The organism is Ensifer aridi, assembly GCF_002078505.1.
Taxonomy (GTDB): domain Bacteria; phylum Pseudomonadota; class Alphaproteobacteria; order Rhizobiales; family Rhizobiaceae; genus Sinorhizobium; species Sinorhizobium aridi.
The window spans coordinates 34,369-51,060 of sequence record NZ_LUAV01000004.1; the positions used below are offsets into that span (position 1 = coordinate 34,369).

16 protein-coding genes are annotated in these 16,692 nt (G+C 63.3%); 11 read left to right on the forward strand and 5 right to left on the reverse strand.

Going from position 1 to position 16,692, the window contains the following annotated elements; translation table 11 throughout:
* Nucleotides 1-45: 45 nt before the first annotated feature.
* Nucleotides 46-1,320 carry a DUF3422 family protein gene (locus AYK65_RS03825; protein ID WP_026613042.1) on the forward strand — a complete coding sequence of 425 codons (1,275 nt, stop codon included), beginning with the start codon at nucleotides 46-48 and terminating at the stop codon, nucleotides 1,318-1,320.
* Between the two features lie 17 nt (nucleotides 1,321-1,337).
* Here AYK65_RS03825 and AYK65_RS03830 read toward each other — a convergent pair whose 3' ends face one another.
* Entirely contained in the window at nucleotides 1,338-2,234 is an 897-nt protein-coding gene (locus AYK65_RS03830; RefSeq protein ID WP_026613041.1) for a LysR family transcriptional regulator, read from the reverse strand.
* Between the two features lie 110 nt (nucleotides 2,235-2,344).
* On the opposite strand from AYK65_RS03830, the gene AYK65_RS03835 reads away from it, so the two are divergent.
* The 4 genes from AYK65_RS03835 to glcF all read left to right on the forward strand — a co-directional run bounded on the left by AYK65_RS03835 (nucleotide 2,345) and on the right by glcF (nucleotide 6,827).
* Nucleotides 2,345-3,784 (forward strand): FAD-linked oxidase C-terminal domain-containing protein, encoded by a 1,440-nt coding sequence (locus AYK65_RS03835; RefSeq protein WP_046118510.1) that lies wholly within the window; start codon nucleotides 2,345-2,347, stop codon nucleotides 3,782-3,784.
* Entirely contained in the window at nucleotides 3,781-4,992 is a 1,212-nt protein-coding gene (gene glcE, locus AYK65_RS03840; protein WP_046118509.1) for a glycolate oxidase subunit GlcE, read from the forward strand. The genes AYK65_RS03835 and glcE overlap by 4 nt, the downstream gene beginning before the upstream one ends.
* 81 nt (nucleotides 4,993-5,073) lie before the next feature.
* The gene (locus AYK65_RS03845) at nucleotides 5,074-5,454 is read left to right on the forward strand and encodes a DUF4870 family protein (protein ID WP_026613038.1); all 381 of its coding nucleotides are present in this window, start codon (nucleotides 5,074-5,076) and stop codon (nucleotides 5,452-5,454) included.
* A gap of 80 nt (nucleotides 5,455-5,534) precedes the next feature.
* Nucleotides 5,535-6,827, forward strand: coding sequence for a glycolate oxidase subunit GlcF (gene glcF, locus AYK65_RS03850; protein WP_046118508.1), 1,293 nt, complete (start codon nucleotides 5,535-5,537; stop codon nucleotides 6,825-6,827).
* 123 nt (nucleotides 6,828-6,950) lie between these two features.
* Here glcF and AYK65_RS03855 read toward each other — a convergent pair whose 3' ends face one another.
* Entirely contained in the window at nucleotides 6,951-7,643 is a 693-nt protein-coding gene (locus AYK65_RS03855; RefSeq protein ID WP_026613036.1) for a L,D-transpeptidase, read from the reverse strand.
* 192 nt (nucleotides 7,644-7,835) lie between these two features.
* The gene (locus tag AYK65_RS03860; protein ID WP_081157943.1) at nucleotides 7,836-8,582 is read right to left on the reverse strand and encodes a L,D-transpeptidase; all 747 of its coding nucleotides are present in this window, start codon (nucleotides 8,580-8,582) and stop codon (nucleotides 7,836-7,838) included.
* 303 nt (nucleotides 8,583-8,885) lie between these two features.
* Between AYK65_RS03860 and AYK65_RS03865 the strand changes: the two genes are divergently transcribed.
* On the forward strand, nucleotides 8,886-9,521 hold the full coding sequence (locus AYK65_RS03865) for a DNA-3-methyladenine glycosylase I (RefSeq protein ID WP_026613034.1): 636 nt from the start codon (nucleotides 8,886-8,888) through the stop codon (nucleotides 9,519-9,521).
* A 65-nt stretch (nucleotides 9,522-9,586) separates the two neighbouring features.
* Here AYK65_RS03865 and copM read toward each other — a convergent pair whose 3' ends face one another.
* Both copM and AYK65_RS03880 read right to left on the reverse strand, forming a co-directional pair.
* Entirely contained in the window at nucleotides 9,587-9,973 is a 387-nt protein-coding gene (copM, locus tag AYK65_RS03870) for a CopM family metallochaperone (protein ID WP_046118506.1), read from the reverse strand.
* A gap of 588 nt (nucleotides 9,974-10,561) precedes the next feature.
* A complete protein-coding gene (locus tag AYK65_RS03880) occupies nucleotides 10,562-10,981 on the reverse strand; it encodes a hypothetical protein (protein ID WP_026613031.1) in 420 nt (139 codons plus the stop codon).
* Nucleotides 10,982-11,211: 230 nt separating this feature from the next.
* Here AYK65_RS03880 and hisS point away from each other — a divergent pair, with 230 nt between their 5' ends.
* From hisS to AYK65_RS03905, 5 genes are all read left to right on the forward strand, one after another.
* Complete coding sequence (gene hisS / locus AYK65_RS03885) at nucleotides 11,212-12,726, forward strand: histidine--tRNA ligase (RefSeq protein ID WP_046118504.1); 1,515 nt, start codon at nucleotides 11,212-11,214, stop codon at nucleotides 12,724-12,726.
* Nucleotides 12,726-13,868 (forward strand): ATP phosphoribosyltransferase regulatory subunit, encoded by a 1,143-nt coding sequence (locus AYK65_RS03890; protein WP_081157944.1) that lies wholly within the window; start codon nucleotides 12,726-12,728, stop codon nucleotides 13,866-13,868. The genes hisS and AYK65_RS03890 overlap by 1 nt, the downstream gene beginning before the upstream one ends.
* The gene (gene hisG, locus AYK65_RS03895; protein WP_026613028.1) at nucleotides 13,865-14,560 is read left to right on the forward strand and encodes an ATP phosphoribosyltransferase; all 696 of its coding nucleotides are present in this window, start codon (nucleotides 13,865-13,867) and stop codon (nucleotides 14,558-14,560) included. The genes AYK65_RS03890 and hisG overlap by 4 nt, the downstream gene beginning before the upstream one ends.
* A gap of 117 nt (nucleotides 14,561-14,677) precedes the next feature.
* Nucleotides 14,678-15,385 carry a glutathione binding-like protein gene (locus AYK65_RS03900; RefSeq protein WP_046118502.1) on the forward strand — a complete coding sequence of 236 codons (708 nt, stop codon included), beginning with the start codon at nucleotides 14,678-14,680 and terminating at the stop codon, nucleotides 15,383-15,385.
* 85 nt (nucleotides 15,386-15,470) lie between these two features.
* Complete coding sequence (locus AYK65_RS03905) at nucleotides 15,471-16,688, forward strand: NAD(P)/FAD-dependent oxidoreductase (RefSeq protein WP_139793124.1); 1,218 nt, start codon at nucleotides 15,471-15,473, stop codon at nucleotides 16,686-16,688.
* Nucleotides 16,689-16,692: the final 4 nt, after the last annotated feature.

Here is a 16,692-nt window from a genome sequence, read left to right on the forward strand (position 1 = left end):
TGATAAGAAAGTGATGATGAACGCGTGAGGGGGATGAAGCGCTTCATGTCGAAGGGCAGTTTTGCATTTCCGGTGGCGCCTTTGCGTGCCCAGGTGCTCGGCGAAGTTCATTCGCGGCCCTATGCGTTGGTCACGACGCCACGCGTCATCTTTCAGCTCGCTTTCATCACCGAGGGCGGAGCGATCGTCGATCATGCCGTGCTTTCCGAGCTATCGCGCTCGCGCGGCATCGCGCCACCCGGACGCGACGCCAATCACCATGCGATGCCCTGGGGGCAGGGGACGCTGCGCTGGGAACGGCACACGGAATTCTCCACCTATTTCTGGGACGCGCCGGCGCCGGAGCGCTTCGGCGGCGAAGTGCCGATCCATCCCTTCGGCGACGGCTTTTCGCCGCCGGGTTCGCTGATTTCCGGTATTCGGCTGGAAATTCGGCCCGATTCGCCCGAGGCACGCGAGGCAATCAAGGCCTTCGATCCGACGAGCCTCTGTTACAGCGAAACCAAGAACGGCCAGGCGGTACTTTTGACCGACTTTCGCCAGAACGGCGACGGCCTTACCCAGATCCTCGTCATCGACCGCGGCATGACCGAGGCGGGAACAGGCGCCCTGGTGCAGCGTCTGCTCGATATCGAGACCTATCGCACGTTGGCCATGCTCGGCCTGCCGCTCGCGCAGTCGCTCTCGCCGGAAATCCGCCGCACCGAGGATGGCCTGACCGCCGTCACGCAGCGGATGAAGGAGAATGTCCGCGAGGAGGCCGACGAGATGCTGGCCGAAATCACGCGGCTGGCCGCCGATCTCGAGGCCGGCGCCGCCTTAAGCCTTTATCGCTTCGGCGCAAGCCGCGCCTACTACGGCATCGTCCAGGAGCGCATTCGCACGCTTTCCGAAACGCCCGTGCCCGGTTACGAGACGATCGGCACCTTTCTCGAACGCAGGCTGGCGCCGGCGATGCGCACCTGCCAATCGGTCGAGGAGCGGCAGGAGAATCTCTCGCGCAAGCTCGCCCGCGCGACGGCGCTCTTGAGAAGCTGGATCGACGTCGAGCTCGAACGCCAGAACAGCGCGCTTCTGAATTCGATGGATCGTCGCGCCAAGCTGCAATTGCGCCTGCAGCAGACCGTCGAAGGATTGTCGGTGGCCGCGATTTCCTATTATGTCGTCGGGCTCTTCGGCTATCTTGCAAAGCCGCTGAGCCACCAAATTCCGGTCGATCCCGGCGTGCTCACCGGCTTCGCCGTTCCGTTCGCGGTCGTCGGCGTTTGGCTCATCGTCCGGCGCATTCGCCGCCGCCACGAGGAAAGTGCGCAGAAATAGCGGCCGTTGTCGCGCGGCTATTGCTCCCAGTAGGGCACCGGACCGTAGAGACCGGCGATATAGTCGATGAAAAGCCGCACCTTCGCCGGCAGAAATTGGCGGCTTGGATAGACGGCGGAGAGCGTGAGCCCGCGCGCGCCCTCCCATTGCGGCAGCACCTGGATGAGGCGCCCGTCTCGTAATTCCTTGCCGACATCCCAGGTGGAACGAAGCGCGATGCCGGCGCCGGCGATCACCGCCTCGCGGATGATTTCCGAAGAATTGGTAACGAGCGGACCCTCCGGCCGGTAGGAGAGGCTGCCGTCCGGCCCTTCCAGTTTCCAATTGTCGTTGTTGTGCGCCGGCAGGCAGATGTGGTTCGCGAGATCGCCGATCTCCTTCGGCACGCCATATCGGTCAATATAGCTCGGCGCCGCGCAGAGCAGACGGCGCACCGGCGCGAGCTTGCGGGCGACGAGGCTCGAGTCGCCGAGTTCACCGATGCGGACGGCAAGGTCGAAGCCTTCGGCGACGATATCGGTGAAATCGTCGCTGAGCACGATGTGGAGCTTGAGGTCGGGGTGGTCCTTCATGAAGCCGGTCAGATGAGGGGCGATGTGCATGCGGCCGAAGGATGTGGGTGCCGAGATGCGGAGCGTTCCCTGGGCCTGGGACGAGCGTCCCGAGGCATAGGCCTCGGCTTCCTCGATGCCCGCGAGAATGCCGAGCACGCGGTCATAGAAACCCTGGCCGGCTTCGGTCAGCGAGATCTGCCGTGTGGTTCGTTGCAGGAGCCTTGTCCCGAGCCGGTCCTCGAGCCGCTTGATGCGCTTGGAGATCACCGCCGCGGAAAAGCCGAGCGCGCGACCCGCCGCCGACATGCTGCCGGTCGACACGACACGCGCAAAGATTTCGAGGTCGCCGAGATTCGTCATCAATCTTGACCATTGTTTCCAAAAGCGAAAAGATCATTAGCATTTGCCGCGTCACCTTCCCAGTGGTAAACAAAAAATACCACCTGCGGCGCATTTGGTTGGAGGAGCTCATGCCGGAGACGATCGGCTTTCTGAAGCCCAGGCAGGCCGTCCTCGACCGTCGGCGCGAAATCATCGCCGATCTTGCCGATCTGTTGCCTGAAGGCTGTCTCATCAGCGAGGAACGCGGGCTGAAGCCCTTCGAGACGGATGCATTCCTTGCCTATCGCCGCGTGCCGCTCGCCGTAGTCCTGCCCGAAACGACGGAGCAGGTGGCCGCGGTCCTCAAATATTGCAGCCACTACGGCATCCCGGTCGTGCCGCGCGGTGCCGGCACGTCGCTCTCCGGTGGCGCCATACCGCAGGAGGACGCCATCGTCGTCGGCCTCTCCAAGATGTCGCGCATCCTCGACATCGACCTCTTCAACCGTACTGCGACGGTGCAGGCAGGGGTAACCAATCTCAACATTTCCGAGGCGGTTTCCGCCGATGGCTTCTTCTATGCGCCCGATCCGAGTTCACAGCTCGCCTGCACCATCGGGGGCAATATCGGCATGAATTCCGGCGGCGCCCATTGCCTGAAATATGGCGTGACGACCAACAATCTCCTGGGCGTGAAGATGGTGCTCTTCGACGGCACGGTCATCGAGCTCGGCGGCAAGGCGCTGGACGCGCCGGGCTACGACCTGCTCGGCCTCGTCTGCGGCTCGGAAGGCCAGCTCGGCATCGTCACGGAAGCGACCGTCAGGCTGATCGCCAAACCCGAAGGCGCGCGGCCCGTCCTCTTCGGCTTCGCCTCGTCGGAGGCGGCCGGTTCCTGCGTCGCCGATATCATCGGCTCGGGCATCATCCCGGTCGCGATCGAATTCATGGACAAGCCGGCGATCGAGATCTGCGAGGCCTTTGCCCACGCCGGCTACCCGCTCGATGTCGAAGCGCTGCTGATCGTCGAGGTGGAGGGCTCCGAGCCGGAAATGGACGCGATGCTCGAGAGCATCATCGAGATCGCGCGCCGGCATGGCGTCGTCACGATCAAGGAATCGCAGTCGGCGCTCGAGGCCGCATTGATCTGGAAGGGCCGGAAATCCGCTTTCGGTGCAACGGGCCGGGTCGCCGATTATATCTGCATGGACGGGACCGTACCGCTGAGCCAGCTTTCCTATGTCTTGCAAAGGACCGGCGAGATCGTTTCGGGCTACGGGCTGCGCGTCGCGAACGTCTTCCATGCCGGCGACGGCAACATGCACCCGCTGATCCTCTACAACATCAACGATCCGGAGGATGCGGCCCGCGCGGAAGCCGCTGGCAATGACATACTGAAACTTTGCGTCGACGCGGGCGGCTGCCTGACCGGCGAGCACGGCGTCGGCATCGAGAAACGCGACCTGATGCTGCATCAATACAGCAAGGCCGATCTTAACCAGCAGATGGCGGTGCGCGCGGCCTTCGATCCGCAGTGGCTCCTGAACCCGTCGAAGGTCTTTCCGCTCGAAGGGCGGCCGGCAGCATGATCGTCCATTTCGAACCGGCAAGCGAGGAGGGGATCGCCTCGATCGTTCGCTCCGCCGCCTCGGAGCGCGTCACCCTTGCGATCGTCGGAGGCGGGACGCGTCTAGGGCTCGGCAACCCGGTGCGGGCGGACCGGACACTTTCGACGCGGCGTCTTTCCGGCATCGTGAATTACAATCCGGCGGAGATGACGATGAGCGCGCTCGCGGGCACGCCGCTTTCTGAGGTCGAGGCGGCTCTCGAGGCGAAAGGGCAGATGCTCTCCTTCGAGCCGATGGATCATCGGCCGATCTTCGGAACTTCGGGCGAGCCGACGATCGGCGGCGTCTTTGCTGCCAATGTCTCCGGCCCCCGCCGCTATGTCGCCGGTGCCGCGCGCGACAGCCTGCTCGGTGTTCGTTTCGTCAACGGTCGCGGTGAGCTGATCAAGGCCGGCGGCCGGGTTATGAAGAACGTTACGGGGCTCGATCTCGTCAAGCTCATGGCGGGGTCCTACGGCACGCTCGGGATTCTGACCGAGGTCACGTTCAAGGTGCTGCCGCTTCCGTCGGCCACCGCCACCGTCGTGGTCTCCGGCCTCAACGATGCGGAAGCCGCCGCGGTCATGGCCGAGGCGATGGCGCAGCCGGTGGAAGTATCGGGTGCGGTGCACTTGCCGGAAAGCGTGCGAGGCCGCTTTGTTGGCGGGTCGCTGCCCGAAGGTGCGGCGACCGTGCTTCGGCTCGAGGGCTTGGAGGCCTCCATTGCCATGCGCGCCGAAAAACTCGCGGCCGCGCTGGCGCGCTTCGGACCAGTCTCGCGACTCGATGCCGTACAAAGCAAGCTCCTCTGGGCGGAGATTCGCGACGTGATGCCCTATGCCGACGGCACCAGGCGGCCCCTGTGGCGCGTCTCGGTCGCCCCCTCGGCGGGCCATCAGCTTGTAGCCGCCCTGCGCCTTCAGACCGGCGTGGATGCCTTCTACGACTGGCAGGGCGGCCTTGTCTGGCTGCGCATGGAAGCCGAGCCCGAGGCCGAACTCCTTCGCCGCTATGTCGGCGCACTCGGCGGCGGCCATGCCATGCTGATCCGCGCCGACGATGCATCACGCGGCCGCATCCCGGCCTTTGAACCGCAGGCCCCGGCTGTGGCACAATTGTCGGAGCGCGTCCGCGCCCAGCTCGATCCGTCGCGGATTTTCAATCCAGGGCGGATGGCGACCGCCGCTTGAGCGCTTGCGGCATCGTGATCCGGTGCCGCTGCCTCGCCGATTTAGGGCCGATCGCAGTCCGTCCCAACCAAGGAGAGACCGATGTCCGATCCCGGTTCGCAAACGCCGCTTTCCCGTGAGACCGATCGCTGGCTCGAACCGGGCAAGGTCAACATCCAGATCATCTATCTGCTCTATCTTGTCGGCTTTGCCGTCGGTATCACCGTGATCATCGGGCTTGTCCTTGCCTATCTCAACCGGGACAAGGCCGAGCTATGGGCAAGGACGCACTATACCTGGGCGATCCGCACTTTCTGGATAGCTCTACTCTTCGGCGTCGTCTCGGCGCTGCTGACCACGGTGCTGATCGGAGTGCTCGGCTTCGTCGCCACGGCGGTATGGATCGTCGTGCGCTGTGTCATCGGCCTACAAAGGGTTGCCCGCGAGGAACCAATCAGCGATCCCGAAAGCTGGTGGGTCTAGCGTGGATGAGGAAAGTGTGAGCGGTTTGAACGGCATCCACAAAAACAACGACCTAAAGCGCGTCGCATTGGAGTATTCGGTTGCAGACCAACTTTTCCCCTGAGCAACTCGCCGACCCGCATGTCGCCGAATCCGAAAAGATCCTGCGCAGGTGCGTCCACTGCGGCTTCTGCACGGCGACCTGTCCGACTTATGTGGTGCTCGGCGACGAACTCGACAGCCCGCGTGGCCGAATCTATCTGATAAAGGACATGCTGGAAAACGGGCGGGCGGCGGATTCCGAGACCGTCACCCATATCGATCGCTGTCTTTCCTGCCTCTCCTGCCTCACGACCTGTCCTTCGGGCGTCGACTACATGCATCTCGTCGACCATGCCCGCGTCCATATCGAACAGACCTACAGACGTCCGTTCAAGGACCGGCTTGCTCGCTCCATCATCGCCGCGACGCTGCCCTATCCTCCACGCTTTCGGCTAGCGCTGAGGGCGGCCGGTTTTGCGCGCCCGCTTGCGGGATTGCTGAAGCGGGTTCCGCTACTCAAGACCTTCGGCGTCATGTTGGATCTGGCGCCAAACGCCTTGCCGGCATCCCGCGCGGCAAAGCCGGCGGTCTATGCGGCGAGGGGCACGCCACGTGGTCGCGTCGCATTGCTTACTGGCTGCGCGCAGCCGGTGCTGGGGCCGGAAATCAACGATGCGACCATCCGCCTGCTCACGGGGCAAGGCGTCGAGGTCGTCGTCGCGGCGGGCGAGGGCTGTTGCGGCGCTCTCGTCCATCACATGGGGCGCGAGGAACAGGCGCTGCAAGCGGCCCGACGCAATATCGACATCTGGCTGAAGGCCGCGGAGGAGGACGGTCTCGACGCGATCGTCATCACCGCCTCCGGTTGCGGCACGACGATCAAGGACTACGGCCACATGCTGCGGCTCGACCCCGCCTATGCCGATAAGGCCGCGAAGGTCTCCGCGCTCGCGAAGGACATAACCGAATATCTCGCCGGTCTCGACTTGCCGGAGCAGGGGGCGCGGGGCCTGACCGTCGCCTACCACTCCGCCTGCTCGATGCAGCACGGGCAGAAGATCACCACGGCGCCGAAGCAACTTTTGAAACGGGCGGGTTTCACTGTCCGAGAGCCGGCGGAAGGCCATCTCTGCTGCGGCTCGGCCGGCACCTACAACATCCTGCAGCCGGAGATCTCGGCCAAGCTTAAGGCTCGCAAGGTCAGGAACATCGAGGCGACCAAGCCCGATGTGATCGCTACCGGTAACATAGGCTGCATCACGCAGATCGCCAGCGGAACGAAGATCCCGATCCTGCACACCGTCGAACTGCTCGACTGGGCCTATGGCGGGCCGAAGCCGGCGGAGCTTTGAAGTTTAGGTAGGTGGGCGAACGCCCTCATCCGTCTGCCGGCACCTTCTTCCGCAGGCGGGAGAAGGGACGATGCTACACCCGCAAAAGCTCCCTCTCCCACGCGGGGAGAGGGGAGGGTGAGGTCAGCCGCCGAAAATCTGGCGGAAGATGTCCACGCCGCGGTCGTCGAAATAGGTGTCGCCGGGCTTGCTGCCGGGGCCGATGACGATGACTTTCGTTCCGATGCCGGCGCGGTCGTAGAGGTGTTCGACATCCTCGTTCATCATGCGGATGCAGCCCGAGGACATGTTCTGGCCGATGGTCCAGGGCTGGTTGGTGCCATGGATGCGGAAGATCGTGTCGCGGCCGCCCTTGTAGAGGTAGAGGGCGCGCGCGCCGAGCGGATTGTCGATGCCGCCCGGCTGGGTGATCGGCAGGACACGGCCCTTCGCCCTCTCGCGCACGCGCATCTCGGGCGGCGGCGTCCAGGCCGGCCATTCGGCCTTGCGGCCCACCTTCACGACGCCCGACCAGCCGAAGCCGTCGCGGCCGACACCGATGCCGTAGCGCGTCGCGCGGTTCGGGCCATCGATGTAATAGAGGTATTTGCTGTTGGTATCGACGATGATCGTGCCGGGTGCCTCGTCCGTGCGGAAACGGACCTTAGTACGCCAATATTTCTTCGCCGGCCGCTTTTCATAAGCGGCGAGCACGACGTCGGAATTGATGACCGGTCCGCTGCGATCGGCGGGCGCGAACGCCGAAGCATTTGCTGCAGCAAGAAGGGCAGTGGCCGCGATGGTGAGCGCGGCCAGCCTGGTGGCATGACGTTTCATTTACGATTCCCTCTGAACCCCGTTACCGGCAAGCTATGCAATCTAATCCCAAGTGCAAGCCCGCGACATCTCCTATAGAGCAAGGACAACGGCGGAGCTTGTAACTAGGGGAACGGCTGTTGCTTCAAAACCACGCTTTGCCGACAGAAGAAGCGAGTAAGCGGAGGAAGTATTCTACCCTCCGCCTCCGTGTTAGATGACGATAACCTTGGTGCCGACCTTGACCCTCTCGTAGAGATCAACCACGTCTTCGTTGCGCATGCGGATACAGCCCGAGGACACGCCATAGCCGATCGTCCAAGGCGCATTAGTGCCGTGGATGCGATAGAGCGTGGAGCCGAGATACATGGCGCGCGCGCCAAGCGGGTTCGCAGGACCGCCGTCCATGCGCGCCGGTAGGTAGTGGCCCTTGGCCGCTTCGCGCGCGATCATCTCCTGCGGCGGGGTCCAATCCGGCCACTCGGCTTTGCGCGTGATTCTGTGCTCTCCCGCCCATTCGAAGCCCGGCTTGCCCACACCGACGCCATAGCGCCGCGCCTCTCCATTGCCGGTGACGAGGTAGAGGAAGCGGTTGTTGGTGTCGATGACGATCGTTCCGGGTTTCTCTTTCGTCTCGTAGGCGACCATCTGCGGCAGGAATTGCGGATCGAATTGAGACTTCACCAGTTTTTGCCGGCGCGCGATCGATGCCGGCTGCACGACGGCCGGACGCGGCTGGCGCGTTGCCTGGCGTGCAATCTGTTTTCGGGTGGCTGCCGGAACCTGCTGGCGATAGACGGCCGGGCGGACGCGCTCGCCGGTCAACTGCATCACCCAGGGGGCAGTGAGATCGGGGCTGACGATGACCGGCGGACGGTTCTGATAACGATCCTGCGCGCCGGCGGTGCCGGAGAGGATCAAGAGGAAGGATGCGGCAAGAAAAAGGGACTTCTTCATCATCGGACGGACTCGCTACCTTACGCCGAAAAATCTCCGGAGGGCACCGAAGCCGGAGGTCTTCCGGCCGGCGCTCGGATAATTCCAATGGGTTGGAACGGAGGGCAGAAAGAAACCGCACGCTTTTCCTCGCCCCACTCCAGCAATGGCGCGATGCTCTCACGCACCCGCCACCGAAAGGTAAACGGCGCTTCGATAAAAAGCGGCAGCATCAATAAAGCTTTGGGTAGGGTTATTCGCAGCTTTATGAATCTGGTGTGCAAATGGTAAAGAGAACAAAAAGGAAACAGAGGAGAGAGGCGAAGCATGGCAGAAAAGGGCTTGATCACCGGGGATGACGGGCTCACCCGTTGCGCCTGGCACAGCAACCTCGAGGACTACCGCCGCTATCACGACGAGGAATGGGGCCGGCCGGTCGCGGACGACCGCCGGCTGTTCGAGAAGATCTGCCTGGAAGGCTTTCAATCGGGCCTGTCTTGGCTGACGATCTTGAGAAAGCGCGAGGCGTTTCGCGCCGCATTCGCAGGCTTCGATTTCGATAAGGTCGCCGAATTCGGAGAAGAGGACATTGAGCGTTGCCTCGCCGATCCCGGGATCGTGCGCCATCGCGGCAAGATCGTCTCGACCATCAACAACGCCCGGCGGGCAAGGGAACTGCGTGACGAGTTCGCTTCGCTGGCCGCCTATTTCTGGTCGCACGAACCGGACGGAAGCGAGCGTCCGAAGGTGATGGATTACGACACGTTGATCGCCAATCCGACGACAGCGACTTCGGCCAGGATATCGAAGGATCTGAAGAAGCGCGGCTGGACCTTCGTCGGTCCCACCACCGTATATGCTTTCATGCAGGCCATGGGCCTCGTCAACGACCACATCGAAGGATGCTTCTGCCGCGCGTCCGTCGAGGAGATGCGGCGTCAGTTCGCAAGACCGCGGGCGTAGCGAGGATACGTCGTCCCTGGCACGCGATGATTGCCCTCCCCCTTCAAAGCGGGGAGGGCGTCTTGTCAGCCGCCGTTCTTGGCAAGCCATTCCCTCATCATCTTGATCTCGGCTTCCTGCGCCTTGATGATGTCTTCGGCGAGCTTGCGGATCGCGTCATCCTTGCCGTATTGAAGCTCGACCTTCGCCATGTCGATGGCACCCTGATGGTGAGCGATCATGCCGCGCACGAAATCGACATCGGTGTTGCCGCTGAAGACAATGTCCATGTCCTTGTGCATCTTGGCGTTCGCCTCGGCAAAGGCTTTGCTCGAGGCCGACATCTCGCCCGCCTGGCCGGTCATCTCCATGGAGCCGTGATGAATGCCGCTATGGCCATTGTCCTGTGCGAAGGCAGGGGTGGTGAAGACCGTGGCGAGCAGCAGGACGGCGGTGAAACTTTTCGGAGACATATATCTCTTCCTTTCCATCATTCTCTTGGTGGCGCGTGCTTCTCCGCGCCGGGAACATTTCGCCTCCGGGCGAGGCGCTGAAGCGGCCGGCGCCTCAAGGCGTCGGGTCATTCTTCGCGCTTTTTCGGAAGTGCGGCGCTAGATGGAGAGGACCACTTTAGGTGGCGGTGATCGCGGTTTGAGGAGAAGCGCACGAAGCTCTTTATCGCGATCCGGCGACAGCCGCGCGGAAGGCCGCGCCGGACGTGTCACTCCGAGCTGCGAGGCGCCGATCGCGACGCATGCCGAACAAAGAAACGGGTGCTCGGTCTTCGCCGGATGTCCGCACCGTTCGCCGTCTTCGCAGGCGGCCTCGGGCTTCGCGGAAGCGTGGCCGTGCCTGACCGGGGCCATCTGGTGATGATGTTCGACTGTGGCGTTCGCTCCCAGATCCCGGGCCTGCGCAGCCGCGGCAAGCCCACCGGTGAGCGGCGCAGCGAGAAAAAGAAGAATGATCGCGAGAAGGCGCAACATGCGAGCAAGATAGGGTGCTTCATTGCAATAGAAAAGGCAGCGATAGCGCAAGGCAGATGCCGGCCCTCATGAAGCTCAATGCCTGCCCGCTCCGGGAAGCGCGAACACGCCTTCGAGCAAGCCTTCGGCTCCGTGTTCGCTGAGCGTCGAATTGCCGATGCAGTAAAGCGGCGAGATTTGCCCCCTTGAACCGCGAACCGTCGTCGAGAAACAGAAGGAAGAGGAGCTTGCCGTCGCCTGTTCCAGGATGCTGAGGATCGTCGGCCGGTCGCCTTTGTCATAGGCGCGGAGGAGATCGATGATGCCGCAGGGATTTTGCCTGAGGCCAAGAAGCAAAAGCGTACGCGCACCCAAGACGAAAGTGCCGCTGGCAACGTCGCAACGCCATGGTTCTACTAGGCAACCGGCCTCTGCGATACTGCGGGTCCAAGCCTTGTGGGTCTCCGGATTCAGGGGCTTGACCGCTCCCGATCCGGGCGTCATCAAAGTCAGCATATCGCTACGGCTCCCCATTTAAGCCCTCTTAAACTTAACTTATAAGCGTATGCATTACAGTTTACAATCACAGCTTTGTTATCATGATGTCGGCTCTTGAACGCTTCGGCGGCCGCTAGGTTCCCTCCTGTTCCGGAGCTCACGGCGCTTTATTGTCGCCGCCCTTGCCGGTCTCGACTTGATCCGGTAGGGAAGGCACCGACCAAGCTTTAAAGCCCGGAATGCCTTCCATGAACGATAAACCGAAGAAAACGCAGAAGCTCAAGGCGCGCCTTCCGCGCGGCTTCGTCGATCGTTCGGCCGCGGACATTCGCGCCGCCGACGAGATGATCGCGAAGATCCGCGAAGTCTATGAGCGCTATGGCTTCGATCCGGTGGAAACGCCGCTGTTCGAATACACGGAGGCACTTGGCAAGTTTCTTCCCGACAGCGACCGTCCGAACGAAGGCGTCTTCTCGCTGACGGACGACGACGAGCAATGGATGAGCCTGCGCTACGACCTGACCGCGCCGCTCGCGCGCCACGTCGCGGAGAATTTCAACGAGATCCAGCTTCCCTACCGGACCTATCGCGCCGGCTACGTGTTCCGCAACGAAAAGCCGGGTCCAGGGCGCTTCCGCCAGTTCATGCAGTTCGATGCCGACACCGTCGGTGCGGCCGGTGTCCAGGCCGATGCCGAAATGTGCATGATGATGGCCGATACGATGGAAGCGCTCGGCATCGCACGCGGCGACTACGTGATCCGCGTCAACAACCGCAAGGTTCTGGACGGCGTGCTCGAGGCGATCGGCCTCGGCGGCGACGAGCAGGCGAACACGCGCCTGACGGTGCTCCGAGCCATCGACAAGCTCGACAAGTTCGGCCCCGAGGGCGTGCGCCTGCTGCTCGGCGAAGGGCGCAAGGATGAGAGCGGAGACTTCACCAAGGGCGCCGGGCTTAACGAGGAGCAGATCCGCAAGATCCTGTTCTTCGTGGGCATCACCGACTACGCGAAGAGCGCAGACGAACTTGCCGAGCTCGTCGCCGGCACCGCCCACGGGGCGGACGGCGTCGCGGAGCTGAACACCATCCGCAGCCTCGTGCTGAGCGCGGGTTACGAGGCGGACCGGATCAAGATCGATCCGTCGGTGGTGCGCGGCCTGGAATATTACACAGGCCCGGTCTTCGAGGCCGAGCTGCAATTTGCCGTCACCAACGAGAAGGGAGAGAAGGTCGTCTTCGGCTCTGTCGGCGGCGGTGGCCGTTATGATGGCCTCGTCTCGCGCTTCATGGGCCAGCCGGTGCCTGCGACGGGCTTCTCGATCGGTGTGTCGCGGCTGATGACTGCGCTGAAAAACCTCGGCAAGCTCGGCGTCGAGGAGGTGATCGCGCCGGTTGTCGTCTGCGTCATGGACCGCGACCCCGACAGCATGGGCCGCTACCAGCGCTTCGTGCAGGGGCTGCGCCATGCCGGTATCCGCGCCGAAATGTATCAGGGCAACAAGAAGCACTTTGGCGACCAGCTCAAGTATGCCGATCGCCGCGGCTCGCCGATTGCCATCATCCAGGGCGGTGACGAGCGTGCTGCCGGTGTTGTCCAGATCAAGGATTTGATCGAGGGCAAGCGGCTTTCGGGTGAAATCGAGGACAACGTCGCCTGGCGGGAGGCGCGCGTCGCCCAGGTTTCCGTTCCGGAAAGCGAACTCGTCGCGAAGGTCCGCGAAATTCTGGCGGGACAGGCAGAGGATCGGAAAAGGGCAGGCTGATGCCGCTGATCAATCTCCCCGCCTTTGCCGGAGACTTGCTCGCCGATTTCGAGCGGCTGAAGACGCTGCGTGTCGACACGCCGGTGATCCAGCCGGCCGAGCCCTTCCTCGACATGGCGGGTGAGGATCTGCGCCGGCGTATCTTCATGACGGAGAGCGAGACCGGTGAAAGCCTCTGCCTGCGGCCGGAATTCACCATTCCGGTCTGCCTACGGCATATCGAAACGGCGACCGGCACGCCACAGCGCTACGCCTATCTTGGCGAGGTCTTCCGCCAGCGGCGCGACGGCTCGAGCGAGTTCTATCAGGCGGGCATCGAAGACCTAGGCGACCCGGATACAGCGGGAGCGGACGCGCGGGCGATCGGCGACGCGATGCTGGTGCTCGCCCACCGGCTGCCGGACGCGCGGCTGAAGGTGACGCTCGGCGACCAGTCGGTCTTCGAGGCGGTAGTTGCCGCCTGCGGCTTGCCGGCGGGCTGGCAGAAGCGGCTGATCCATGCCTTCGGCGACCAGAAGCAGTTGCAGAAGCTCCTTGGCGAGCTTGCAGATCCCAAATCGCCCGGCGTCTTCGGCCCTGAAGTCGAGCGGCTTGCAATCATGGGCATTCTCGAGGACGAGGAACGGCTCGTCGCCCATATCGCTGGCACCATGGAGGCGACCGGCTATTCCACGAATGCCAGCCGTTCGCCCCGAGACATCGCCCGCCGATTGAAGGAAAAGCTGGAACTGGCGACGACGAGGCTCGATAAAGCGGCGCTTTCCGTCATGCGCGAGTTCCTGGCTTTTGACCTGGCGCTTGCTGACGCACCGGCCGCCCTTCACCAGTTCGCCGGCAGATCGGGACTGAAGATCGAAGACGCCCTTTCGCTTTTCGACGCGCGCGTTGCGGCGATTGCCAAGGTGGGGGCTGACCCCGGCGTCATCCGCTACCGCGCCGCCTTCGGTCGTCCGCTGGACTATTACACCAGTCTCGTCTTCGAGGTCGAGGTCGAGGGGACGCCGGCGGTGCTTGCCGGCGGCGGCCGCTTCGATCGCCTGCTGACGCTCCTGGGCGCTCGCGAGCATATTCCCGCCGTCGGTTTCTCTCTCTGGCTCGATCGGATCGAGCGGGCCATCGCTCTAGCAGGGAGCGCGAAATGACGATCACCATTGCGCTACCGTCCAAGGGCCGGATGAAGGACGACGCCTCGGCGATTTTCGAGCGTGCCGGCATGAAGATCGTCGCCGTCGGCAGCGACCGCTCCTATCGCGGCCGCGTCGAGGGTTGGGAAGACGTCGAGGTCGCCTTCCTCTCGGCCTCCGAGATTTCCCGCGAGGTCGGCAGCGGCGCCGTCGATTTCGGCGTCACCGGCGAGGACCTCGTGCGCGAAAGCCTGGCTGACGTCGACGCGCGCGTCGAATTTTCAGCGCGGCTCGGCTTCGGACATGCCGATGTCGTCGTGGCCGTACCGGAGATCTGGTACGACGTCGACACCATGGCCGATCTCGGCGACGTCGCCGCCGACTTCCGTGCCCGTCATGGCCGCCGGCTCGCGATCGCCACCAAATACTGGCGGCTGACGCAGCAGTTCTTCTCCGGCAGCCACGGCATCCAGCTCTACCGCATCGTCGAAAGCCTCGGCGCGACCGAGGGCGCGCCGGCTTCCGGCTCGGCAGACATCATCGTCGACATCACCTCGACCGGCTCCACGCTCAAGGCGAACCACCTGAAGATCCTCTCGGACGGCGTGATCCTGCGCTCGGAGGCTTGCCTCGTTCGCGCGCGCAAGGCGACCCACGAGGGCAATCCAGTCATCGATCGGATCGTCGCGGCTGTCCGCGCCGCGCTCTGACGCCGGTGTATGGGCTGGACGGAAATTGTCGGTTCGGCCCTGACAAATGCAACCGGCGTTACCTATGTAGGGGCGTCAGATACCCAACCTCCCAAGTCCCACCTCGAGGCATCCACTATGGCTGATCTTTCCTCTTTCCCGATCACGAGCCGCTGGCCGGCGAAAAATTCCGACATCATCCAACTCTACTCGCTGCCGACGCCGAACGGCGTGAAGGTCTCGATCGCTCTCGAAGAGCTTGGGCTCCCCTATGAGGCGCATCGTATCTCCTTCGATACCAACGAGCAGAAGTCGCCGGAGTTCGTGTCGCTCAATCCGAATGGCCGCATCCCGGCGATCATCGACCCGAACGGACCGGACGGCAAGCCGATCGGCCTCTTCGAGTCCGGCGCGATCCTGATCTATCTCGCGGAAAAGACCGGCAAGCTCATTCCGGCGGATGCGGGCCGCCGCTACGAAACGCTTTGCTGGGTCATGTTCCAGATGGGCGGCATCGGGCCGATGTTCGGGCAGTTCGGCCATTTCTTCAAATTCGCCGCCGACAAGGTCGCCAACAATTCCTATCCGGTTGAGCGCTACCGTGACGAGTCGAAGCGTCTTCTCGGTGTCCTGGAAGCAAGACTCGAAGGCCGGCAATGGTTGATGGGCGACGAGTACACCATCGCCGATATCGCCACCTATCCTTGGGTGGAGGGCGCGCGCAAGTTCTACGGCGGCGCCGAGGTGCTCGACTACAAGAGCTTCCCGAACGTCATGGCTTGGGTCGAGCGCGGCCTTGCGCGCCCGGCCGCACAGAAAGGCATGGAAATTCCCAGAAAGGAATGACCCTTACGTGATGCTCCGGCCCGAGTTGACGAAGCCCGGGCCGGGAGGATACGGCTGAGTAGAGACGTCGAGACGGGTGGACAAGGTGACGGGAAGACTTGTTGTTGTCGGTGGCGGGCAGGCCGCTTTCGCCTTGGTTGCCAAGCTCCGTGCACTTGGGGACCGGCGCCCGATCACCGTCATCGCCGCCGAGGAGAGCCTGCCCTATCAACGGCCGCCGCTTTCCAAGAAATACCTGCTCAAAGAAATGACCCTCGACCGGCTGCTCTATCGGCCGGAGAACTGGTATGCGGAGCACGAGATCGATATCCGCCTCGCGATGACGGTGACGCGGTTGGACCGGGCGGCAAAGCAAGTAACGCTCAGCGACGGCTCGAAGCTCGACTATGAAACGCTGGCCTTTGCTACGGGAGCCACACCACGCCGGCTACCGGCTTCGATCGGCGGCGATCTCGCCGGCGTCTATGTGGTGCGCGATTTCAAGGACGCGGACCAACTCGCCGAGGAGATGAGACCGGGGCGGCGCGTCCTGGTGGTCGGCGGCGGCTATATCGGCCTGGAAGCGGCGGCGGTCGCGAGAACCTGTGGGCTGGAGGTCACCGTCATCGAAATGGCGGATCGTATTCTCCAGCGCGTCGCTTCCGCGGCGACTTCCGCGATCGTCCGTGAAATCCATCGCTCGCATGGAGTCGATATCCGCGAACGCATGGGCCTTCACCGGCTGATTGGCGACGGAGGCCGGGTCTCGGGGGCCGAGCTTGCGGATGGCTCCATCATCCCGGTCGACCTTGTTATCGTCGGCATCGGCGTGACGGCGAATGATGTGCTGGCGCATGATGCCGGGCTCGATACCGCCAACGGCATCGTCGTAGACAGTCATGGCCGAACGTCCGATCCGGCCATCTTCGCCATAGGCGATTGTGCAGTCTTCCCCTGGCACGACATGCGCGTTCGCCTCGAGTCAGTGCAGAATGCCGTGGATCAGGCGGAAGCGATCGCCGCCATCCTCGCGGGCGGTTCAGAGCCTTACGATCCCAATCCCTGGTTCTGGTCGGACCAGTACGACGTCAAGCTGCAGATTGCCGGCTTTGGGCTTGGCCATGACGAGACATTGGTCCGCCCCGGCCAGCGCGAGGGCAGCGTCTCCGTCTGGTATTTCCGGCAGGGCAAGCTGATCGCGGTCGACGCCGTCAACGACGCCAAAGCCTATGTGACGGGGAAGAAATTGCTTGAGGCGGGTGCCACCCCGAACCGCGCACTCCTGGCCGATCCGCAGATCGATCTCAAGACGTTGCTGGCATAGCGGC